This window comes from Pseudomonas sp. UM16 (assembly GCF_050312595.1).
GTDB lineage: Bacteria > Pseudomonadota > Gammaproteobacteria > Pseudomonadales > Pseudomonadaceae > Aquipseudomonas.
In genome coordinates, this window is the sequence record NZ_JBNPJT010000020.1 from 20,308 (window position 1) to 41,588 (window position 21,281).

At 60.0% G+C, this 21,281-nt stretch carries 22 protein-coding genes and 1 pseudogene; 12 read left to right on the top strand and 11 right to left on the bottom strand.

Annotation, left to right across the window (positions count from 1 at the left end; translation table 11 throughout):
• Window positions 1-62: 62 nt before the first annotated feature.
• Window positions 63-1,628: a SulP family inorganic anion transporter gene (locus ACQRAX_RS21415; RefSeq protein ID WP_412041259.1), complete on the top strand. Its 1,566-nt coding sequence runs from the start codon at window positions 63-65 to the stop codon at window positions 1,626-1,628.
• A 55-nt stretch (window positions 1,629-1,683) separates the two neighbouring features.
• Here the strand turns inward: ACQRAX_RS21415 and ACQRAX_RS21420 are convergent, their stop codons facing one another.
• Window positions 1,684-2,331, bottom strand: a complete 648-nt coding sequence (locus ACQRAX_RS21420) for a hypothetical protein (RefSeq protein ID WP_412041260.1) — start codon at window positions 2,329-2,331, stop codon at window positions 1,684-1,686.
• A gap of 369 nt (window positions 2,332-2,700) precedes the next feature.
• On the opposite strand from ACQRAX_RS21420, the gene coxB reads away from it, so the two are divergent.
• From coxB to ACQRAX_RS21440, 4 genes are read left to right on the top strand one after another with little or no spacing between them, the layout of a single operon-like run.
• Window positions 2,701-3,828, top strand: a complete 1,128-nt coding sequence (gene coxB / locus ACQRAX_RS21425; protein WP_412041261.1) for a cytochrome c oxidase subunit II — start codon at window positions 2,701-2,703, stop codon at window positions 3,826-3,828.
• Window positions 3,829-3,880: 52 nt separating this feature from the next.
• Window positions 3,881-5,470, top strand: coding sequence for a cytochrome c oxidase subunit I (gene ctaD / locus ACQRAX_RS21430; protein WP_045186462.1), 1,590 nt, complete (start codon window positions 3,881-3,883; stop codon window positions 5,468-5,470).
• A 25-nt stretch (window positions 5,471-5,495) separates the two neighbouring features.
• On the top strand, window positions 5,496-6,065 hold the full coding sequence (locus ACQRAX_RS21435) for a cytochrome c oxidase assembly protein (protein WP_412041262.1): 570 nt from the start codon (window positions 5,496-5,498) through the stop codon (window positions 6,063-6,065).
• A gap of 12 nt (window positions 6,066-6,077) precedes the next feature.
• Entirely contained in the window at window positions 6,078-6,965 is an 888-nt protein-coding gene (locus ACQRAX_RS21440) for a cytochrome c oxidase subunit 3 (protein WP_412041263.1), read from the top strand.
• A gap of 6 nt (window positions 6,966-6,971) precedes the next feature.
• On the opposite strand, the gene ACQRAX_RS21445 is transcribed toward ACQRAX_RS21440, so the two are convergent.
• Entirely contained in the window at window positions 6,972-7,175 is a 204-nt protein-coding gene (locus ACQRAX_RS21445) for a twin transmembrane helix small protein (RefSeq protein ID WP_028942629.1), read from the bottom strand.
• Between the two features lie 63 nt (window positions 7,176-7,238).
• Between ACQRAX_RS21445 and ACQRAX_RS21450 the strand changes: the two genes are divergently transcribed.
• From ACQRAX_RS21450 to ACQRAX_RS21470, 5 genes are read left to right on the top strand one after another with little or no spacing between them, the layout of a single operon-like run.
• A complete protein-coding gene (locus ACQRAX_RS21450; protein ID WP_412041264.1) occupies window positions 7,239-7,982 on the top strand; it encodes an SURF1 family protein in 744 nt (247 codons plus the stop codon).
• Window positions 7,948-8,541, top strand: a complete 594-nt coding sequence (locus ACQRAX_RS21455; protein ID WP_412041265.1) for a hypothetical protein — start codon at window positions 7,948-7,950, stop codon at window positions 8,539-8,541. The genes ACQRAX_RS21450 and ACQRAX_RS21455 overlap by 35 nt, the downstream gene beginning before the upstream one ends.
• Before the next feature lie 9 nt (window positions 8,542-8,550).
• On the top strand, window positions 8,551-9,633 hold the full coding sequence (locus ACQRAX_RS21460) for a COX15/CtaA family protein (protein WP_412041266.1): 1,083 nt from the start codon (window positions 8,551-8,553) through the stop codon (window positions 9,631-9,633).
• A complete protein-coding gene (gene cyoE / locus ACQRAX_RS21465) occupies window positions 9,618-10,517 on the top strand; it encodes a heme o synthase (RefSeq protein WP_412041267.1) in 900 nt (299 codons plus the stop codon). Before ACQRAX_RS21460 ends, cyoE begins: the two co-directional genes overlap by 16 nt.
• Complete coding sequence (locus ACQRAX_RS21470) at window positions 10,514-11,146, top strand: SCO family protein (protein ID WP_412041268.1); 633 nt, start codon at window positions 10,514-10,516, stop codon at window positions 11,144-11,146. The genes cyoE and ACQRAX_RS21470 overlap by 4 nt, the downstream gene beginning before the upstream one ends.
• A 6-nt stretch (window positions 11,147-11,152) precedes the next feature.
• On the opposite strand, the pseudogene ACQRAX_RS21475 reads toward ACQRAX_RS21470, so the two are convergent.
• From ACQRAX_RS21475 to ACQRAX_RS21485, 3 genes and pseudogenes are all read right to left on the bottom strand, one after another.
• Window positions 11,153-11,917 (bottom strand): annotated as a pseudogene (locus tag ACQRAX_RS21475) (MetQ/NlpA family ABC transporter substrate-binding protein); the annotation flags it as partial.
• A gap of 62 nt (window positions 11,918-11,979) precedes the next feature.
• On the bottom strand, window positions 11,980-12,651 hold the full coding sequence (locus ACQRAX_RS21480) for a methionine ABC transporter permease (protein WP_038605236.1): 672 nt from the start codon (window positions 12,649-12,651) through the stop codon (window positions 11,980-11,982).
• Window positions 12,651-13,658: a methionine ABC transporter ATP-binding protein gene (locus ACQRAX_RS21485; RefSeq protein ID WP_412041269.1), complete on the bottom strand. Its 1,008-nt coding sequence runs from the start codon at window positions 13,656-13,658 to the stop codon at window positions 12,651-12,653. Before ACQRAX_RS21485 ends, ACQRAX_RS21480 begins: the two co-directional genes overlap by 1 nt.
• A gap of 141 nt (window positions 13,659-13,799) precedes the next feature.
• Between ACQRAX_RS21485 and katE the strand changes: the two genes are divergently transcribed.
• Window positions 13,800-16,022, top strand: coding sequence for a catalase HPII (gene katE / locus ACQRAX_RS21490; RefSeq protein ID WP_412041270.1), 2,223 nt, complete (start codon window positions 13,800-13,802; stop codon window positions 16,020-16,022).
• Window positions 16,023-16,059: 37 nt separating this feature from the next.
• Here the strand turns inward: katE and ACQRAX_RS21495 are convergent, their stop codons facing one another.
• The 4 genes from ACQRAX_RS21495 to zur all read right to left on the bottom strand — a co-directional run bounded on the left by ACQRAX_RS21495 (window position 16,060) and on the right by zur (window position 18,941).
• A complete protein-coding gene (locus ACQRAX_RS21495) occupies window positions 16,060-16,773 on the bottom strand; it encodes a PA5502 family lipoprotein (RefSeq protein ID WP_412041271.1) in 714 nt (237 codons plus the stop codon).
• A gap of 131 nt (window positions 16,774-16,904) precedes the next feature.
• Window positions 16,905-17,687, bottom strand: a complete 783-nt coding sequence (gene znuB, locus ACQRAX_RS21500) for a zinc ABC transporter permease subunit ZnuB (protein WP_412041272.1) — start codon at window positions 17,685-17,687, stop codon at window positions 16,905-16,907.
• Entirely contained in the window at window positions 17,680-18,459 is a 780-nt protein-coding gene (gene znuC / locus ACQRAX_RS21505) for a zinc ABC transporter ATP-binding protein ZnuC (protein ID WP_412041308.1), read from the bottom strand. Before znuC ends, znuB begins: the two co-directional genes overlap by 8 nt.
• Window positions 18,459-18,941: a zinc uptake transcriptional repressor Zur gene (gene zur, locus ACQRAX_RS21510; RefSeq protein WP_412041273.1), complete on the bottom strand. Its 483-nt coding sequence runs from the start codon at window positions 18,939-18,941 to the stop codon at window positions 18,459-18,461. The genes znuC and zur overlap by 1 nt, the downstream gene beginning before the upstream one ends.
• A 66-nt stretch (window positions 18,942-19,007) precedes the next feature.
• Between zur and znuA the strand changes: the two genes are divergently transcribed.
• Entirely contained in the window at window positions 19,008-19,937 is a 930-nt protein-coding gene (gene znuA / locus ACQRAX_RS21515) for a zinc ABC transporter substrate-binding protein ZnuA (RefSeq protein WP_412041274.1), read from the top strand.
• A 41-nt stretch (window positions 19,938-19,978) separates the two neighbouring features.
• Here znuA and ACQRAX_RS21520 read toward each other — a convergent pair whose 3' ends face one another.
• On the bottom strand, window positions 19,979-20,929 hold the full coding sequence (locus ACQRAX_RS21520; protein ID WP_412041275.1) for a homoserine kinase: 951 nt from the start codon (window positions 20,927-20,929) through the stop codon (window positions 19,979-19,981).
• Window positions 20,930-20,993: 64 nt separating this feature from the next.
• Complete coding sequence (locus tag ACQRAX_RS21525; protein WP_412041276.1) at window positions 20,994-21,281, bottom strand: DUF2782 domain-containing protein; 288 nt, start codon at window positions 21,279-21,281, stop codon at window positions 20,994-20,996.

Consider the following 21,281-nt stretch of genomic DNA (forward strand, 5'->3'; position numbering starts at 1 on the left):
TGCCGGCTTGCTGGCGGAATGCGCCTGCACGCGTGTCAGGGGGTGTGCTATCGGCCATTGGAATGGCCGTGAAACTTGAGAGAAGGAGAAACACGGTGAACAAGACACAAGTGAAAGCGGCATTGCCGCGAGAATTACTGGCATCGGTAGTGGTGTTTCTGGTCGCCCTACCCTTGTGCATGGGCATTGCCATTGCCTCGGGCATGCCCCCGGCCAAAGGTCTGATTACCGGGATCATCGGCGGTATCGTGGTGGGTTGGCTGGCGGGCTCGCCATTGCAGGTCAGCGGTCCGGCCGCAGGCCTGGCGGTGCTGGTGTTTGAGTTGGTGCGTCAGCACGGCGTAGTAATGTTGGGACCGATTCTGCTATTGGCTGGTGTGCTGCAATTGCTCGCCGGGCGCTTGCGCCTGGGTTGCTGGTTCCGAGTTACCGCGCCAGCAGTGGTTTACGGCATGCTCGCCGGTATCGGCGTACTGATCGTCTTGTCCCAGGTGCATGTGATGTTCGACAGTGCACCGCAACCGTCGGGCCTGGCTAACCTGTTGGGTTTTCCCGCTACAGTCATCCAGGCGCTACCGCTGGAAAGCCCGGAAAATGGTTGGAAGGCGGCGGCTTTGGGCTTTGGCACCATCGCGGTAATGTGGGGATGGGAGCGCTTGCGGCCACATTCATTGCGTTTTGTCCCTGGCGCCCTGCTTGGTGTCGCCTTGATGACCGCGATCAGTCTCTGGCTGTCGTTGCCGGTCAACCGCGTTCAGGTGCCGGCGGACCTGAGTCAGGCTATCGACTGGCTGCGCCCGGCCGACCTGCTCAATCTTGCCGATCCCCATTTACTGGTGGCGGCTTTCGCCCTGGCGTTTATCGCCAGTGCCGAAACCTTGTTGTCCGCCGCCGCAGTGGACCGTATGCATAATGGTCAGCGTTCGGACTTTGATCGCGAACTGTCGGCTCAGGGCTTGGGCAACATGCTTTGCGGGGTGTTGGGGGCGTTGCCAATGACTGGGGTGATTGTGCGCAGCTCAGCCAACGTCCAGGCCGGTGCGCGCACACGTCTGTCAGCGATCCTGCATGGGGTCTGGCTGCTGGCCTTTGTGGTGGTGCTCAGTAGCGTGTTGCAGCAGATACCGGTGGCGAGTCTGGCGGGCGTGTTGGTTTATACCGGCATCAAATTGGTCGACTTCAAGGCGTTTCGTGGTCTTGGTCGCTACGGCCGGATGCCGATGTTCACCTATGCGGCGACAGCCCTGGCAATCATCTTCACCGACTTGCTGACCGGTGTGTTGCTGGGTTTTGCCCTGACCTTGCTGAAGCTGGCGCTCAAGGCCGCGCGGTTGAAGATCAGTGTGGTCAGCCTAGGTGAGCCGGGGCATCTGGAACTGCGCTTGAGCGGCGCGGCGACCTTTCTCAAGGTGCCGGCGCTGGCGCAAGTACTGGAAGACATCCCTGCCGGTACCATGCTGCATGTGCCATTGGCCAACCTCAGCTACATCGACCACTCCTGCCTGGAGCTGCTCGAAGACTGGGGGCGGGCCAACGCGGGCAAGGGCTCGCGCTTGCTGATCGAACAGCGGCGGCTCAAGCGCCGGGTCGAGGGGCGGGTGCGCACGACCGCTGGGCTCGGTGCCTGATGCAAAGGTAGCCGCTGACGAGGCACGAGGCTGCGGCTACCGTTGCAGTCAGCGTTCAAGCCGACTGGTCCAGATCCAGCCCTACACCCAACTGCCGCGACAGGCACGGCCAGCGTTTCCACGCGGCGCCAGTGTCCGGGCTGCTGAGCTTGTCGCGGTACTGCTCAACCGACTCCAGCGCAAAGCTATCTTCATCGAGCATTTCGTCCACCGAGTGGTGCACCACTTCATCCAACTGATTGGCGAATTCTTCGCCGATCAGTTGGTGGGCAATCAGGTTGGCCACCGTGGTATCCAGCGGGATCAGCGGTTGATTGAAGTGCTTGATGTACAGGTCGTTCACCTCTTCCACCAGGCGATGTGCCAAGTAGGCTTCATCCAGCAAGCAACCCAGGCCGAGGTGGGTGTTGGTGATGGCTGGAGGCTGCAGAAAATACTGCTCGGCAATTTTCAACACTGGTTTGATCTGAGACTCGATACCTGCTTCACGGGCCACTTCATTGGCGGCCTCAAGCATTTCTGGAACCTGTTCGATGTAGGCACTGACGAAGCGCGCCAACGCCTCTTGAGCATCGAGTTCCGGCAGCTGAATCGAGGGATGTAGGTGTGGCAGTTGTTTTACCAGTTGTTCTTTCAGTTGGCCGGTTTCGGTCTCATGTTGATGGGCACGGGTGATCTGCTCGCGCAACGCGGCGATGTTCATGACAACTCCAGGGTAAAGGCGTGACAAACGGAAGACATAAGGTAGCTCGGTTCTGAAAATGGCTAAGACGTATTTGGCATAACCGGAACACGCTTATATTCGGTGATTATATCGAAATGCCATCATTGCGCCTTCACCCTAGATAAGCCGTGGGTTGGCGCGCAAACGTTCAACCCGGCAGGTGGATTTCTTTTTATCGCGTTGCGTGGTCAAGGTCGCTGTCTATACTCCGGTTTGAAAGTGATTCGCTGATGAGGCCCGACTGCAGTTCGCAGGGGCTCGGTCGTCGAAGTTCGCAGTCTTGGCCGCCGTACCCTTAGCCGTAGGTCCACGCCTCCGGGATAACAAGAACGATAAGGGGAACCCGCAATGATGCGACATCCACACGCCTGGATGGGCCTCCTGTTGTGGTCGGTATTCGGTCAGGCCAACGCTGCCTGGACCGTGAACATGGCACCAGGGGCGACAGAAGTCAGCAACGCAGTGTTCGACCTGCACATGACCATCTTCTGGATCTGCGTGATCATTGGCGTGGTGGTCTTTGGCGCAATGTTCTGGTCGATGATCATCCACCGTCGTTCCACCGGTCAGCAGCCCGCCCATTTCCACGAGCATACCTGGGTCGAGATCATGTGGACGGTGGTGCCGTTCCTGATCCTGGTGGCGATGGCTATTCCGGCGACCAAGACCCTGATCGATATCTATGATGCCAGTGAGTCGGATGTCGACATCCAGGTCACCGGCTACCAGTGGAAATGGCACTACAAATACCTGGGCCAGGATGTCGAGTTCTTCAGCAATCTGGCCACCCCCGCCGACCAGATCCACAACAAAGCGCCCAAGGACGAGCACTATCTGCTCGAAGTCGACCAGCCGCTGGTACTGCCGGTGGGTGCCAAAGTGCGCTTTCTGGTCACCGCTGCCGACGTCATTCACTCCTGGTGGGTGCCGGCTTTTGCGGTCAAGCGCGACGCCATTCCCGGCTTCGTCAACGAGGCCTGGGCCCGGGTCGAGAAGCCGGGCATCTACCGCGGCCAGTGCACCGAGCTGTGCGGCAAGGATCACGGCTTCATGCCGGTAGTGGTCGAGGTCAAGTCCAAAGCCGATTACGACACCTGGCTGAGTGAGCGCAAAGCCGAGGCAGCCAAGCTCAAAGAGCTGACCAGCAAGGAATGGACCCTGCAGGAATTGGTCGAGCGCGGTGACAAGGTCTACCACACCACCTGCGTGGCTTGTCACCAGGCTGAAGGCCAGGGCTTGCCGCCGATGTTCCCGGCGCTCAAGGGCTCGAAGATCGCCACCGGCCCGAAAGAAGATCACCTGAGCATTGTCTTCCACGGCAAGCCGGGCACCTCCATGGCCGCGTTCGGCAAGCAGCTGTCGGAGGTGGATATCGCCGCCGTGGTGACCTACGAACGTAACGCCTGGGGCAACAACAAGGGCGACATGGTTACGCCCAAAGACGTGCTGGCGATCAAACAGGCAGAAAGCAAATGAGCCGGCCTGACAGGGGTTCCCGCATCAGTCACCGGACTGCAGGAGACAGGACATGAGCGCAGTGATCGACGACCACAGCCACGGTCATGAGCATGCCCACGGACCGGCCAAAGGCCTGATGCGTTGGGTGCTGACTACCAACCACAAAGACATCGGCACCATGTACCTGTGGTTCAGCTTCATCGCTTTTCTGCTCGGTGGCTCGTTCGCCATGGTGATCCGCGCCGAGCTGTTCCAGCCCGGCCTGCAGATCGTGCAGCCGGAATTCTTCAATCAAATGACCACCATGCACGGCTTGGTGATGGTCTTCGGCGCGGTAATGCCGGCCTTCGTCGGCCTGGCCAACTGGATGATCCCGCTGATGATCGGCGCCCCGGACATGGCCCTGCCGCGGATGAACAACTTCAGTTTCTGGCTGTTGCCGGCGGCCTTCCTGTTGCTGGTTTCGACCCTGTTCATGCCCGGTGGCGGGCCGAACTTCGGCTGGACCTTCTATGCGCCGCTGTCGACCACTTATGCGCCGGAAAGCGTGACCTTCTTTATCTTCGCCATTCACCTGATGGGCATCAGTTCGATCATGGGCGCGATCAACGTGATCGCTACCATCCTCAACCTGCGTGCTCCTGGCATGACCCTGATGAAGATGCCGCTGTTCGTCTGGACCTGGCTAATCACCGCTTTTCTGTTGATTGCAGTAATGCCAGTGCTGGCCGGGGTAGTGACGATGATGCTGATGGACATCCACTTCGGCACCAGCTTCTTCAGCGCCGCCGGTGGTGGTGACCCGGTGTTGTTCCAGCATGTGTTCTGGTTCTTCGGTCACCCCGAGGTGTACATCATGATCCTGCCGGCATTCGGCGCGGTCAGTTCGATCATCCCGGCGTTCTCGCGCAAGCCGCTGTTCGGCTATACCTCGATGGTGTACGCCACCGGTGCGATTGCCTTCCTGTCCTTTATCGTCTGGGCGCATCACATGTTCGTGGTCGGCATCCCGGTGGTCGGTGAGTTGTTCTTCATGTACGCCACCATGCTGATCGCTGTGCCGACCGGAGTGAAGGTGTTCAACTGGGTCAGCACCATGTGGGAGGGCTCGTTGACCTTTGAGACACCGATGCTGTTCGCCATCGCCTTTGTCATCCTGTTCACTATCGGCGGTTTTTCCGGGTTGATGCTGGCCATCGCACCGGCGGATTTCCAGTACCACGATACCTACTTCGTGGTCGCCCACTTCCACTACGTGCTGGTGCCTGGCGCGATCTTCGGGATCTTCGCCTCGGCTTACTACTGGCTGCCGAAATGGACCGGGCACATGTATGACGAAACCCTCGGCAAGCTGCATTTCTGGCTGTCGTTCGTCGGCATGAACCTAGCGTTCTTCCCTATGCACTTTGTCGGTTTGGCCGGGATGCCACGGCGGATTCCGGATTACAACCTGCAGTTCGCCGACTTCAATATGGTCTCCTCGATTGGTGCCTTTACCTTTGGCGCCACGCAGATCTTTTTCCTGTTCATTGTCATCAAGTGCATTCGCGGCGGTGCCCCGGCACCGGCCAAACCCTGGGATGGCGCCGAAGGCCTGGAATGGTCGGTGCCGTCGCCAGCGCCTTATCACACCTTCCAGACACCACCGGAAGTGAAATGAACGGCGAGAGCCGGAGGAATGAGCCATGAGTGAAGGGACCTCGCTCAAACGCCTGGTGTTGCGGCTGATGTTGCTGACCGTGGTGATGTTTGCCTTCGGCTTTGCCCTGGTGCCGATCTACGACGTGATGTGCAAGGCGTTCGGCATCAACGGCAAGACGGGTGGGCAGTATGAAGGCAGCCAGGTCAGCGATCCGAACCGGGTGGTCAAGGTACAGTTCATGTCGACCAATGCCAGCGATATGGTCTGGGAGTTCTATTCCACTGCCGATCAAATCGACGTCAATCCTGGTGCGGTCAACCAGATGATCTTCGTTGCCCATAACCCGACCGACAAACCGATGAGTGCTCAGGCCATTCCGAGCATCACCCCGGCTGAAGCGGCGGCGTACTTTCACAAGACCGAATGCTTCTGTTTTACCCAGCAGGTACTGCAACCGGGAGAGCGTATTGAGATGCCGGTGCGTTTTATCGTTGACCGCGACCTGCCCAAGGATGTGAAACACCTGACGCTTGCTTACACGCTGTTCGATATCACCGCTCGCCACCCGCCGGTTGCACACCTGACGGGCCAGGCCTTACAGGGCGCCCGATAAGGAGAACACTCAATGGCTTCGCATGAGCACTATTACGTTCCGGCGCAGAGCAAGTGGCCGATCATTGCCACTATCGGCATGTTCATCACAGTGTTTGGCCTGGGCACCTGGTTCAACGACCTCAAGGCTGGGCGACCGGATTCCCATGGCCCGTGGATCTTCTTCTTCGGCGCGTTGTGTCTGGCGTACATGCTGTTCGGCTGGTTTGGTGCGGTGGTCAAAGAGAGCCGCGCCGGGCTGTACAGCCCGCAGCTGGACCGCTCGTTCCGCTGGGGGATGTCGTGGTTCATCTTCTCCGAGGTGATGTTTTTCATCGCCTTCTTCGGTGCGCTGTTTTATGTGCGCAACCTGGCCGGGCCCTGGCTGGGCGGTGAAGGTGCCAAAGGTGTCGCGCACATGCTCTGGCCGAATTTCGAGTTTTCCTGGCCGCTGCTCAATACACCAGATCCGAAACTGTTTCCGCCGCCCAAGGACATCATCGACCCATGGCACCTGCCGCTGATCAACACCATCCTGCTGGTCACCTCCAGTGTCACGGTGACCATCGCGCACCATGCCTTGCGCAAGGATCATCGGGGTGCACTGAAGTTTTGGTTGGGGCTGACCATCGTATTGGGTATCGCCTTCCTGATCCTGCAGGCCTACGAATATCACGAGGCCTATACCGAGCTGGGCCTGACCTTGGGATCGGGGATCTACGGCGCGACCTTCTTCATGCTCACCGGTTTTCATGGTGCTCACGTGACCATGGGCACCTTGATCCTGTTCGTGATGCTGGTGCGGATCATGCGCGGGCATTTCAACCCCGACAAACACTTCGGCTTCGAGGCAGCCAGCTGGTACTGGCACTTCGTTGATGTGGTCTGGGTCGGGCTGTTTATCTTTGTGTACGTGCTGTAGCCAGGTTCAGAACGGCGCGTGGGACACCAGTTGACCGCTGTAGAAGCCCCAGGTAATCAGCGCCAGGGTCAGCGCAGCGAGGGTGACCCGCACGGTCAGGGCTTTGAGCAGGCGAGTGGAATGCCCGTCGTCCTTGACCAGAAAGAACAGGCCACTGAACAGGCTGGCGATGGTCGCCAACAGCATCAGGACAATCGCGGCTTTAAGCATGGCGAAACTCCGGGGGGATGCATCGATGACCTTAAGTATAGCGACTGACCATGGGGTGACTGGGTGAAGCCATTTCGCCCAGGTTGGCTGCCGACCCTGGTAGTGCTGCTGATATTGCCCGGACTCATTGCGCTAGGGTGCTGGCAGTTGGGGCGCGCCGAGGAAAAGCGGGCCTTGCTGGCCAGCTATGCCGAGCGCCAGGCCGGTGAGGCGATTGCTGCTGCGCAGTTGCCGCAGTTGCACGACCCGGCCTATCGCCGGGTGCATCTGTTCGGCCATTTCGACAACCAGCACAGCCTGCTGCTGGATAACCGCATGCGCGATGGCCAGGTTGGCGTCGAACTCTTGCAGCCGTTTTTCGATCAGGCCAGCGGCCTGTGGTTACTGGTCAATCGCGGTTGGCTGCCCTGGCCGGACCGGCGCCATGCGGTGCAGTTCAGCACGCCAGAGCAGGCGCTAAGCCTGGACGCCTGGGTGTATGTCGCCCCCGGTGCCACCTTCCAACTGCATGCCGATCCTGAAGGCGGTAGTTGGCCGCGGTTGCTGACCGCGATCGATGCCTCGCACCTGTGGACGCAGTTGTCGCGTCAAGGCTTCGCCCATGAACTGCGCCTGGAGTCCGGCCCGGCCAGCTATCGGCTGGGCTGGCCGGTGGTTGCAATGGGGCCGGAAAAACACCTGGGCTACGCCGTGCAGTGGTTTGCCCTGGCACTGGCGTTGGTCCTGCTTTACCTCTACTTCGGCTGGTATAACAACAAAAAGGAGAAACAGCATGGGAGCCGTCACGAGTCCACTCAACATGTCTGAAGGCAAGGCGCCGCCAGGTCGCACTCGCGGGCGCCTGCAACTGATCCTGATTCTGCTGGTGGTTCTCGGCCCGATGCTACTGGCCACCGCCATGTACAAGTTGCAGTTCTGGGTGCCCGACAGTCGCAGCTACCACGGCGAAATGATCGGCAACGGTCAGAGCCGTGTCGATCTTGGGGTGAACGCTGATGAACCGCGTTGGCAATTGCTGGTCAGCGCGCCGAAAGAGTGTGCTCTGGATTGTCAGCAACTGGTCTACCTGGCCCGGCAGATTCAGATCGGTCTGGGCCGTGATGCCAGTCGTGCCAGCCATGCGTTGGCCACTACTCAGCCATTGACCAGCGATTATCAAGCCCGACTCGACCGTGAATACCCACAGCTGCAACGCTACCCGCTGGACCTGAGCAAATACGCAGGCGTGAGCCTGGGCAAGCAGGACGCGCAACTGTGGATCGTCGATCCCCACGGCAACCTGGTGCTGCGCTACGACGCCAAGGTCAAGGGCAAAGACTTACTGAATGACCTGCGCCACCTACTGAAACTGTCCAATATCGGGTAGGACTTCGTCATGGCCAGACCTGGATACCGTCTCGCTGTATTTGCCACCGTGCTGGCCCTGGTTGTCGTCCTGCTCGGTGCCTACACCCGTCTTACCCATGCCGGCCTGGGCTGTCCGGATTGGCCGGGTTGCTACGGATTCATCAGCGTACCGAAGACCGAAGCACAATTGGCCCATGCCGAGCGGCACTACCCCGACACCCCGGTGGAGGCGCACAAAGGCCGCAACGAAATGCTCCACCGCTACTTCGCCGGCACTCTGGGGCTGGTGATTACCTTGCTCGCCTGGCAAGCCTGGCGTCGTCATGGTCGCGAGGGGCAGCCGTATCGTCTGCCTTTATTACTGCTTGGGGTGGTGTTTGCACAGGCAGCGTTCGGTATGTGGACGGTAACCCTCAAACTGTGGCCGCAGGTGGTCACTGCACATTTATTAGGTGGGTTTGCCACCCTGAGCCTGCTGTTCCTCCTCAGCCTGCGTTTATCCCGGGCATTTGCGCCCTTGCCCAAACTGCCGCTGAGTGTGCGGCGGGTGGCGGCGTTGGGCTTGCTGGTGGTGATCGGCCAAATCGCATTGGGTGGCTGGGTCAGTGCCAACTACGCGGCGGTCGCCTGTGTCGATCTGCCTACCTGCCATGGCCAGTGGTGGCCACAGGCGGACTTCGCCAACGGCTTTCACTTGACCCAACACATTGGCCCCAATTATCTGGGCGGGCAGTTGGACAGTGATGCCCGCACCGCCATTCACCTCAGCCACCGCCTGGGCGCGCTGTTGGTGACCTGTGTGTTACTGCTGCTCAGTTGGAAGCTGCACCGCCACGGCCTGAGCAGGCTGGCGCGGCTGGTGTTGCTGGCGTTGGCCGTGCAGATCGCTCTGGGCATCAGCAATGTGCTGTTCCATCTGCCATTGCCGGTGGCGGTGGCCCATAACGCCGGGGGGGCCATGCTGTTGCTGTGCATGGTGCTGGTCAATTACCGCATACGCCTGGTGGCCAAGGCCAGGGTTCGTCGGGTTAGCCAGGGTTGGCGCCTGACGCCGCTTAGCAGCGGTGGCGTGGTTCATTATCTGGGGGATAACTCATGGCGACGCTTTTAACCGAGCGCAGGCTGCAGGCCGGTTGGCGTGATTACCTGGAGCTGACCAAGCCCAAGGTGGTGGTGCTGATGCTGATCACTTCCCTGGTGGGCATGTTCCTCGCCACCCGCGCCGGAGTGCCCTGGACCGTGCTGTTGTTTGGCAACCTCGGTATTGCCTGCTGCGCTGGTGGTGCGGCGGCGGTCAATCATGTGGTCGACCGACGCATTGACGCGCTGATGGCCCGTACCCACAAACGGCCACTGGCCGAAGGTCGGGTGACGCCGACAGCGGCGCTGATTTTCGCCCTGCTGCTGTCGCTGTTGGGCATGGCCCTGTTGCTGGTGTTTACCAACGCCCTCACCGCCTGGCTGACCCTTGCTTCGCTGCTCGGCTATGCGGTGATCTACACCGGCTTCCTAAAACGCGCCACGCCGCAGAACATCGTGATCGGCGGGTTGGCCGGTGCAGCGCCACCGCTGTTGGGCTGGGTGGCGGTCAGTGGTCACATCAGCGCCGAGCCGTTATTGCTGGTGCTGATCATTTTCGCCTGGACGCCGCCGCATTTTTGGGCGCTGGCCATTCACCGTAAAGAGGAGTACGCCAAAGCGGACATACCCATGTTGCCGGTGACCCACGGTGAGCACTACACCAAGGTGCACATACTGCTATACACCCTGGTGCTATTGGCGGTCAGCCTGCTGCCTTACGCCATTCACATGAGCGGGCCTCTCTACCTGGCCTGCGCGGTGGTCCTCGGCGCGCGCTTCCTGCAATGGGCCTGGGTGTTGTACCGTGGCAGTCGGCCGCACGCGGCGATCAAGACCTTCAAGTACTCTATCGGGTACCTGTTTTTGCTGTTCATCGCGCTGCTTGTAGACCACTACTTACTGTTGAACCTATGACTCGAACCCAGAAAACCGTTTTCATCCTCGTTGCCCTGGTCGCCGTGATCCTCGGGCTTACCGTCAACAAAGTGCTCAACGGCCGCAGTGAAGGCAACCCGACCGAGCTGATTGATGCCGGCATTATTCTGCTGCCGCAAAGTCGCACGGTGCCTGCGCTGGAAATGACCGACGAAAACGGCCAACCCGTAATGATGGATGAGCTCAAGGGCAAATGGTCGTTGCTGTTCTTTGGTTATACCTTCTGCCCGGATATCTGCCCGACTACCCTGGCACAGTTGCGCCAGGTGAAAAGCGAGTTGCCTAAAGAGGCTGTGGAGCGGCTGCAGGTGGTGTTGGTCAGCGTCGACCCGAACCGCGATACACCGACACAGCTCAAACAGTATCTGGGGTATTTCGACAAGGATTTTCGCGGTGTGACCGGCTCACTGGATAACCTGCAGAAGCTGGCCAATGCAGTGAGTATTCCGTTCATCCCGGCCGATACCAGCAAGCCGAACTATACGGTTGATCACAGTGGCAACCTGGCGCTGCTGGGGCCGGATGGCAAGCAGCGTGGGTTTATTCGTGCGCCGTTCAACAATCAGAAGCTGGTGGCTCAATTGCCGGGATTGCTTAAACGCGACTAATAAAATCGCCGGCTTGACCGCGCCCTTGTATTTCTCTTCGATGAACTTCTTCACTTCCGGGGTGTGCAGGGCTGCAACCAGCTTCTTCACCGCGTCGGTATCCTTGTTGTCTTCACGGGTAACCAGGATGTTCACGTAAGGCGAGTCGCTACCTTCGATGACCAAGGCGTCCTTTTCAGGGTTGAGCTTGGCTTCCAGCGCGTAGTTGGTGTTGATCAGCGCCAGATCGACCTGGGTCAGCACGCGCGGGATGGTCGCGGCTTCCAGTTCACGGAACTTCAGATTCTTGCTGTTCTCGGTAATGTCTTTGACGGTCGAGAGGATATTGGTGTTGTCCTTGAGCTTGATCACCCCCGCCTTGTCCAGCAGCAGCAAGGCACGGCCGCCGTTGGTGGCGTCGTTAGGGATGACCACGGTCGCGGTCGATGGCAACTCATCAAGCTTCTTGTACTTGCTCGAGTAAGCGCCCAACGGCTCCAGGTGCACGCCGGCAACGCTGACCAGCTTGGTGCCCTTGGCTTTGTTGAACTCATCCAGGTACGGCTGGTGCTGGAAGAAGTTGGCGTCCAGACGCTTCTCGGCCACCTGCACGTTCGGTTGGATGTAGTCAGTGAAGACCTTCACCTTCAAGTCCACGCCTTCTTTAGCCAGCGCAGGTTTGACGAACTCGAGGATTTCGGCGTGCGGCACCGGGGTGGCAGCCACGGTCAGGGTCTCGGCCTGAGCGGAGAAGGCCGCAACGGCGGCGACAACAGCAAGCAGCTTTTTCATCAAATCACTCCTTGTGAGGGCCGGTCCGGCCCCCGGTGCGTCGGCATTGCCGACCCATGGGGTTACTTACGGGAAAAATGCACAACCAGTTTGTCGCCCACGCTCTGCAGTACTTGAACCAATATCAGCAGCAAGACCACGGTAACGACCATTACATCCGTCTGGAAACGTTGGTAGCCGAAGCGGATCGCCAGGTCACCGAGGCCGCCTGCGCCCACTACACCAGCCATGGCGGTATAGGAAACCAGAGTAATGGCCGTGACGGTGATCGCCGCGAAGATGCCCGGACGGGCCTCGGGCAGCAACGCATTGGTGATGATCTGGCGGGTCGTGGCGCCCATCGACTGGGTTGCTTCGATAATGCCTCGATCGACCTCACGCAGGGCGGTTTCTACCAGGCGCGCGAAGAACGGCGTAGCGCCCACCACCAACGGTGGAATCGCACCGGCGACGCCCAGCGAGGTGCCGGTGATCAGCACGGTGAACGGAATCATCACGATTAGCAAAATGATGAACGGCAGCGAACGCAGCACGTTGACCACCAGCGACAGCAGCGCATATACGCCCTTCTGTTCGAACAGCTGGCGCGGGCCGCAGAGGAACAGCAGCACGCCCAACGGCAGGCCGAGCAGCACGGTGAAGAACAGCGAGCCGAACAGCATGATCATGGTATCGATCGTCGCCAGCCAGATCTCGGCCCAGTCGACGTTGGCAAAGAAACTCAAAGCGTCCATTAACGCAGTACCTCCATATGAACATCAGCCGCCGTGAAGCGGGCGAAAGCCGCTTCCATGTCGCCGCCAGTGACGGCAAGGGTCAGCTGCCCATACGGGGTGTCTTTGATGCGGTCGATGCGGCCGGCGAGGATGCTGTAGTCCACACCCGTTTCGCGGGCTACGGTGCCGAGCAGCGGCGCATAAGTGGAATCGCCCTGGAAGGTCAGGCGGACAATACGGCCCGGGACATGGGCGAAGTCATCACGCTGCTCGTTCTCGTCGATCTGCTCGTCTTCCTGGACGAAGCGTTTGGTAGTCGGGTGCTGCGGATGCAGGAATACATCGGCTACCGGGCCATGTTCGACGATCTGTCCGGCGTCCATCACCGCAACCCGGTCACAGACCCGGCGGATCACGTCCATTTCATGGGTGATCAGGACGATGGTCAGCTTCAGCTCACGGTTGATCTCGGCCAGCAATTGCAGGACCGAAGCGGTGGTCTGCGGATCGAGGGCGCTGGTGGCTTCGTCGCAGAGCAGGATTTTCGGCTTGGTCGCCAGGGCGCGGGCAATGCCGACGCGTTGCTTCTGGCCACCGGACAACTGCGCCGGGTATTTTTTCGCGTGCTCGGACAGACCCACGCGGGCGAGCAATTCGCTGACCCGGGTGTCGATCTCTTTGCGCGACAGCTCGCCCGCCAGGGTCAGCGGCAGGGCGACGTTGTCGGCCACCGTTTTGGAGGCCAGCAGGTTGAAGTGCTGGAAGATCATTCCGACTTGCTGGCGAAAGCGCCGCAGGTCGTTGGCGTTGAACGCGGTGACATCTTCACCGTCAACGATGATCTTGCCGCCGCTTGGGGCTTCCAGACGGTTGATCAGACGCAGCAGGGTACTTTTACCGGCACCGGAATGGCCGATCAGTCCGAACACCTGGCCGTCTTCGACACTCAGGTTGGTCGGGTGCAGCGCGGGGATGTCCCTACCGGCGACGCGGTAGGTTTTGTGCACATTTTGAAACTCGATCACGTAGCGAACCTTGTGGGGCGCATGGAATTTGGGTCAGCGGTTAGCCGGGGGCGCATTTTAGCCTGTTCGTATAGAGGTTCTTAGCATTTATTTTGCATTTGACCAATGCTGCCGGAATAACGCGATCAGTGGTCAATCCGAATGAACGCTTGCCGGGCTCGGCCAGTCACTACTGAAAGGACCCACCGTGGGGTCGAATCGAGACTGACCGAGGAGAGCGTTCCAATGCCCAGCAAGAAGAATCCGCCCAAGGAAAGCCAACTAGCCGGCACCCAGACCCCGGACCGGGCCAACACCAACGCCAAGCTGCAAAGCCTGGAGGCCTTTCGCAGTGATGCCAGCGGCCAGGCCTTGCGCACCAATCAGGGGGTCAAAGTTGCCGATAACCAGAACAGCCTCAAAGCCGGTGACCGTGGCCCTTCGCTGCTGGAAGACTTCATCATGCGTGAGAAGATCACGCACTTTGACCATGAGCGCATCCCGGAGCGCATTGTTCACGCCCGTGGTACCGGTGCCCATGGCTACTTCCAGGCGTACAAATCCCATGCGGCGCTGACCAAGGCCGGCTTCCTTCAGGACCCTGAGAAGATCACCCCGGTGTTCGTGCGCTTCTCCACTGTACAAGGACCGCGCGGTTCCGGGGATACGGTGCGTGATGTGCGCGGCTTCGCTGTGAAGTTTTTCACCGATGAAGGCAACTTCGACCTGGTCGGCAACAACATGCCGGTGTTCTTCATTCAAGACGCGATAAAGTTTCCTGACTTCGTTCATGCAGTAAAGCCTGAGCCGCATAACGAGATGCCCACCGGCGGCTCGGCGCATGACACCTTCTGGGACTTTGTTTCGCTGGTGCCGGAATCGGCGCACATGGTGATTTGGGCGATGTCCGACCGCGCCATCCCGAAAAGCCTGCGGACCATGCAAGGTTTTGGTGTTCACACTTTCAGGATGATCAATGCCCAGGGTAAGCCGAGCTTCGTAAAATTCCATTGGAAGCCCAAGGCAGGTGTCTGTTCGCTGCTATGGGACGAAGCGCAGAAGCTTGCAGGTAAAGACACTGACTACCATCGCCGCGACCTTTGGGAGGCGATCGAAACCGGCAACTATCCGGAGTGGGAGTTCGGTGTGCAGATCGTTGCCGAAGAGGATGAAGATAAGTTCGACTTTGACTTGCTCGACCCGACCAAGATCATCCCCGAAGAACTGGTGCCGGTGATCCCGTTGGGCAAGATGGTGCTCAACCGCAACCCGGACAACTTCTTCGCCGAAACTGAGCAGGTTGCCTTTTGCCCTGGGCACATTGTCCCCGGCATCGATTTTTCCAATGACCCGCTGCTGCAAGGGCGCTTGTTCTCTTACACCGATACGCAAATTAGCCGTCTTGGCGGGCCGAACTTCCACGAGATCCCGATCAACCGCCCGCTGGCGCCCAACCACAACGGCCAGCGTGACGCCCAGCACCGGGTCACCCTGGACAAGGGGCGGGCTTCCTACGAGCCCAACTCAATTGATGACGGCTGGCCCAAGGAGACGCCACCAGCCGCCAGCGATGGCGGTTTCGAGTCTTATCCTGAGCGGATCGAAGCGCACAAGGTTCGCCAGCGCAGTCCTTCCTTTGCCGACCACTTCTCCCAGGCGCGGCTGTTCTTCAACAGCATGAGCAACACCGAGAAAGAGCACATCATTAGCGCCTACAGCTTTGAGCTGGGCAAGGTTGAACGCGAACATATCCGGGCCCGAGAGGTCAATGAGATCCTCGCCAACATCGACTTGAAACTGGCCGCACGAGTGGCCGAGAACCTCGGGCTGTCAGCGCCGAACCAGGGCACGGTAGCAGTACCTGAAACCAGCCTGAAAAAGTCGCCGGCCCTGAGTCAGATGAACCTGTTGGGTGAAGGCATCAGGGGCCGCAAGGTCGCGGTACTGGTGGCTGATGGTGTGGATGGCGACAGCGTCGACACGTTGGTCAAAGCGCTAGAAGCCGAAAGCGCTCAGATCAAACTGCTCGGCCCTACCTCGGCGCCGGTCAAGACCGCGCAGGGTAAAGCCCTGGCCGTGGACGCATCGATGGAAGGTCTGCCGTCGGTAGTGTTCGATGCACTCTGGGTGCCTGCCGGCAAGGCATCGCTACAAACGTTGGCGGCCAGCGGTGTGGCGTTGCATTTCCTGCTTGAGGCTTACAAGCATTTGAAGCCGATCGGACTTGCCAGCGAGGCGCAGCCGCTGCTGGACAAACTGGGCTTGAAGGCCGATAGCGGCTTGCTGTTGGGCAACGACGCGAAAACCTACAAGGCCTTTATCAAGGCCATCGGCAAGCATCGAGTATGGGAGCGTGAGGCTGCAACACAGGCGATTCCAGCCTAAGAGGCGGATACGGGTGCCCATCTGGGCACCCGCTTATTCAAGGACGGCGTGGCACCAGCACTGCTTGCGCCGGTTGGTTGCGACGAATTTCGTGGGTCTGGTTCAGGGCGAAGTCGTTGTCCAGCTTATGCACGCGTTTGCCCAGCAGGGTTTTCAGCCATGGGGCGTCATCCTTGCGCGGAACCTGGAATACCACGTCGCACTGGTAGTTCACGACGTCAGCGGCGATATCATCCAGTTGCCGACGCATTTCCCGAATATTGGTGGTTTTCAGCGCGACAACGGTAGTCTCAGCGGTTGGGTCGATCAGCTTCGCTGCCGGGCGTGCCTCGGCAGCCTTGAGCGCCGCTTCGGCCTTGTCCAGTTCATCCTTGCGTGCCTGGGCAATGGCGCCATTGACGCCACCGGTCAATGCCGGTGCCTTGGGCATCAGGGCGCGGGCACGGCTCAGGGCGGTGGCGGCAGCGTTGACGTCACCCTTTTGCAGGACGATCTGGCTGCGTTGCAGGTAGGCTTCAGCCAGCTTGCGCTGATATTGCTCGACCCGACTGTCGTTGGGAGCCTGGGCTTGCAACGCGGCCAACTGATCTTCGGCGGTAGCCAGCTCACTGCTGGCGATGCTTTGCTCCAACTGCTGCCAGGCATCCGCCTGAGCAGTTGTGCCAGCGTTATCGGTGGGGGTGCTGGAGCACGCAGCCAGGATCAGCGAAAACGCGGCAAGGAGCAGATAACGGGAGGCGAACGGCTTCATTCCTGCGTCTCTCTATTTGCGCAAAAAGCGAGCAAGTCTACACCCAGTCCGCAGACTCGAAAATAAATCTTCAGAGCCCGGCACGATTTAAATGTCGCAGGGTGCAACCGGCGCGGCTGCACCCGAGGGGGTCAGCGCCGCGGCAAGGCCAGGCTCAGCAAGAATAGCACTGCCGCGCAGACCACGATCGAAGGGCCGGCCGGCGTGTCTTTGAACCAGGACAAAGCCAGCCCCCCACATACCGCGGTAACTCCAAGCAGGCTGGCGCCCAGGGCCATCTGTTCAGGCGAGCGGGCGTGACGTTGCGCCGCAGCGGCAGGAATGATCAGCAATGAGGTGATCAACAGCACGCCGACGATTTTCATCGCCACAGCGATCACTACGGCGATCAATAGCATCAGCGCCAGACGTAGCGTGGCTACTGGCAGGCCTTCGACCATGGCCAGTTCTTCATGCACAGTCACGGCAAGCAGCGGCCGCCAGAGCACTACCAGCAACAGCAGCACGGCGGTGCTGCCGCCGAGGATCCAGGCCAGGTCGCTCGGGCTGATCGCCAGCAGGTCACCGAACAGATAGGCCATCAAATCGATGCGCACATCGTGCATGAAACTCAGCACCACCAGGCCAAGGGACAAGGTACTTGGTGCGAGGATACCCAGCAGGGTATCGGAGGCCAGCGGCTGGCGTTGCTGCAGGGTGACCAGCAGCAATGCCAGCAACAGGCAGCCGACTGTCACCGCCAACGCCGGGCTGATATCCAGGACAAAGCCCAGCGCCACGCCTAGCAGTGCGGCGTGGGAAAGGGTGTCGCCAAAATAGGCCATGCGCCGCCAGACCACGAATGACCCCAAAGGGCCGGCAACCAGCGCCAGGGCCAAGCCTGCAAGTAGGGCGTAAAGCAGGAAATCAGCCATGCTTGCAGTGTTCTCCGTGTACGTGGCCGCCTTTGGCCGGGGCAACCACCGAGCCATGCAAGTCGTGGGCATGGTCGTGGTGGTGGTGGTAGATCGCCAGGCTTGGCGCGTTGCTGCCGAACAGCTCGACGAAGGCTGGATCGCCACTGACCTGCTCCGGGTGACCCGAGCAGCAGACATGACGGTTCAGGCAGACCACCTGGTCCGTGGTACTCATGACCAGGTGCAGGTCATGGGAGACCATCAGCACGCCGCAACCATGGCGGTCACGCAGGCGGGTGATCAGGCTGTACAACTCAGCCTGACCGGCCACATCGACACCTTGCACCGGCTCATCCAGCACCAGCAGCTCAGGCTCGCGCAGCAGCGCTCGGGCCAGCAGCACACGCTGCATTTCGCCGCCGGAAATACCCTGGATCGGACTGTCGATCACCTGTTCGGCGCCGACTTCATTCAGCGCGCTCAGCGCTGCGGCTCGGTCGACACCCGGGACCAGGCGCAGAAAGCGCAGCACCGATAGCGGCAAGGTAGCGTCTACCTGGAGTTTTTGTGGCATGTAACCGATTCGCAGGCGCGGCTTGCGCCAGACCTTGCCGGTGTGAGGTTTGAGCAAACCCAGCACGGCACGCACCAGGGTGGTTTTACCCGCGCCGTTGGGGCCGATTAAAGTGACAATCTGGCCGGGCTCTACCGCCAGGTCGATGCTATCGAGCACCGCTTGCCCGGAGAACGCCACGCCAACTTGTTCAAGGCGAATCAGCGCATTGCTCATCAGGCGCTCCGGCAGTTGCTGCATAGGCCGACCACTTCGACGGTCTGCGTCTCGACGCTGAAGCCGACGTCCTTGGCACTGGCAACGATGGCATCGCTGATGCTGGTCTGCTCCAGCTCGATCGCTACGTGGCATTCACGGCAGATCAGAAATTGCCCTTGGTGAGTATGTTCCGGATGGCTGCAACCGATGAAGGCGTTGAGCGAGGCGATGCGGTGCACCAGGCTGTTTTCCAGGAGGAAATCCAGGGCTCGGTAGACCGTCGGTGGCGCCGCCCGCCGGCCATCCTGCTCGCTCAGTACGGCAAGAATGTCGTAGGCGCCCAAGGGCTTGTGGCTTTGCCAGACCAGTTCCAGCACCCGGCGGCGCAAGGCAGTCAGGCGCAACCCCTGGCGCGCGCACAGGGCATCGGCCTCGGCCAGGGCGCTATGGACGCAATGGGAGTGGTCGTGGGGGCGGTTGGCCAGCGGGGTTTTAGGCATGGGCGGCGACGGTTCTGATTAGAGACGTTATTATGTTACCTGTTCCTGCCCCTTTGAGTGGTCATCGTGTCCCGATTTTTTGCCCTTTTTGTCGCTTTTACTGCCACCTTGGTGATGGCCCAGGCACAGGCTGAAGTCCGTGTCCTGACCAGCATCAAGCCTTTGCAGCAGATCGCCGCCGCGGTTCAGGACGGTGTTGGCACGCCTGAAGTGCTGCTGCCGCCAGGCGCTTCCCCACATCACTATGCGCTGCGCCCTTCCGACGTACGGCGGGTGAATGATTACGACCTTTTGTACTGGATCGGGCCGGACATGGAGGGTTTCCTGCCGCGGGTGCTCAAGGGTCGCAGCAAGTCCAGCGTCGCTATCCAGGACCTGCCCGGCTTGCAGTTGCGCCACTTTGGTGAAGACAGCCATTCCCACGATCATGATGACGATGCCGATGCCGACGAGCATGACCACGATCATCGCCCCGGCAGCCTGGATGCTCACTTATGGCTGTCGTCGGTTAACGCCCGGGTGATTGCCGCGAAGATGGCCAGCGACCTGAGTGCTGCCGATCCGGCCAGTGCCGGCCGTTACCAACGTAACCTGAAAACGTTTGGTGAGCGCCTGGACGCTTTGGACCTACGCCTGAAAAAGCGCTTGGCAGGAGTCAGCGGCAAACCCTATTTCGTCTTCCATGAAGCCTTCGATTACTTCGAGTCGGCCTACGGACTGAAGCATACCGGCGTATTCAGTGTCGCTGCCGAAGTGCAGCCAGGGGCCCAGCATGTGGCGGCAATGCGCAAGCGTCTGCAGGAAGTGGGCAAGACCTGTGTGTTCAGCGAGCCGCCGCTGCGCCCGCGTCTGGCTGAGACGCTGACGGCAGGCTTGCCGGTAACCCTGGCCGAGTTGGATGCTTTGGGTGGGACTGCGCCAATCAGCGCTCAAGGGTATGAACAGTTGCTGGAAAATCTGGGGAATGATCTGGGCGGGTGCTTGGAAAAGCTATAGCGCCTTCAATCGCCGGCAAGGCCGGCGACGTTTTTTGAGACTTACAAAGCAAACGGCAAGGCGATTTCCACTTGCTGGCGCGCCGCCAGGCGTACTTCAAAGTCGGCCGGATCGTGAATCAGTACGTCCATCCCGGCAAACGACTCCGCAGCAATCAGACGCGACAGCCAAAAGCGTACGCAGGCAATGCGCAGCATCACCGGCCACAGCTGCGCTTCGGCTGCGCTGAATGGCCGTAGCCCCGCATAAGCGCCGAGTAACGCCCGCGCCCGTGGGCCGTCAATCTTGCCCAGCTCGTCACAGCACCAGTCATTGAGGGTGATGGCCAGGTCGTAAAGCATCGGCCCGGAGCAAGCGTTGTAAAAGTCGATCACCCCGGTCAGGTGAGTCCCTTCGAACAGCACATTGTCACGGAACAGGTCGGCGTGCAGGTTGGCCCGCGGCAGCGCCATGATCTGCGCATGGTGTGCACTGATCTCGTCCAGGCAGCCTTGGAGAAGCTGGCGCTGTGGCGAGTTCAGGCGCGGCATCAGCTCGGCGCCGGTCTCCAGCATCCAGTCTAGGCCACGGTCAGTCTTGCGCTCCAGGACCTTGTTACGGGTCGCCAGGTGCAGGTGGCCCAGCCATTCGCCGATCTGTACGCAATGCTGATTGTTGACCTCTTTGATGTGCTTGCCAGGCAGCCGCGGCTGCAGCAGCGCCGGCTTACCGGCCAGTTCGCGCAATGCCACGCCGTCAGTGCCGCGCAAGGCGTAAGGCACCGGCAGGTCGGCGTCATGCAGCACGTCGAGCAATTCGATGAAAAACGGCAGGTCCTGGATTGGTCCGCGTTCGACCAGCGTCAGCACGTACTCTCCCTGTTCCAGACTGACAAAGAAGTTGCTGTTCTCGGTACCGGCGGCAATACCCTGGAAGTCCCGCAGGCGACCCAGGCCATATGGCGCCAGAAAGGTTTCCAGCTCAGGCCGGGTCAGGGGGGTGAAGACTGACATGATCAAAAATTGCCCATACGGGCACTTCTGCAGGGAAGTGCCAGGTTGATTAGAAGGGTACGCCTTACCACTCGAAGATTTTCCACGAGGGGATCAGCATGTCCGGCTGATCGGAGCGAATGAAATTCTCCTCCGTACCATCGGCGCGTACCAGGAAATAAGGTTTACCAACTTTCGGGGTGACCTTGATTGCGTACAGGAAGCCGTTTTGGCGGTACTCCTGAATGGTTTTATCGCCTTCCGTGCGAATGGTTACATCCGGGTCAGCCGAGGGTGCTTCGTCTGCGGCCATGGTGACGACCGGAGTGACTGCCAACAGGCTGAGCAGCAACAGGCGATTTAGTGTGCGCAT